The sequence below is a fragment of the Salegentibacter tibetensis genome, from assembly GCF_020164485.1.
Taxonomy (GTDB): Bacteria; Bacteroidota; Bacteroidia; order Flavobacteriales; family Flavobacteriaceae; genus Salegentibacter; species Salegentibacter tibetensis.
The window spans coordinates 1-405 of sequence record NZ_JAIQZA010000118.1 but is presented as its reverse complement, the minus strand read 5'-3'; the positions used below and the strand labels follow the sequence as shown (position 1 = coordinate 405).

Sequence of the window (405 nt, the reverse complement as noted above, 5' to 3'; positions counted from 1 at the left end):
TTCAAGTATTTTCTTGAGATGGCGCCCGAAGATGCAGTTATCAATTCCAGTTCCTTGACTAAGTTCCGCAAGCTGCGATTGAAAGATACCGATCTGTTGAACCTGTTGATAAACAAGACTGTCGCACTAGCCATTGAAAAAGAAATTATTAAGTCCAAATCCATTATTGTTGATGCCACACATTCGCTATCTAGATCAAATCCTTATTCAGCACTTGAGGTTCTCAGAGAGCGTTCAAAGTTACTTCGTAAAGCAGTTTACGCCGTAGATGAAGATATGAAAGACCGCATGCCGGAAAAGAATTCTTCCAGGGAGCTGGATAAGGAATTGGCCTATTGCAGGGAACTAGAGAAGTGCATTGAATCGGAGCAGACCTTAAGTTTGGTTCCTGCAGTCAAAGAAAAA

Annotated in this window: 1 pseudogene; it reads left to right on the top strand. The window is 41.5% G+C overall.

Annotation, left to right across the window (positions count from 1 at the left end):
- Nucleotides 1-405, top strand: a pseudogene (locus LB467_RS18760) (IS5/IS1182 family transposase); the annotation flags it as partial.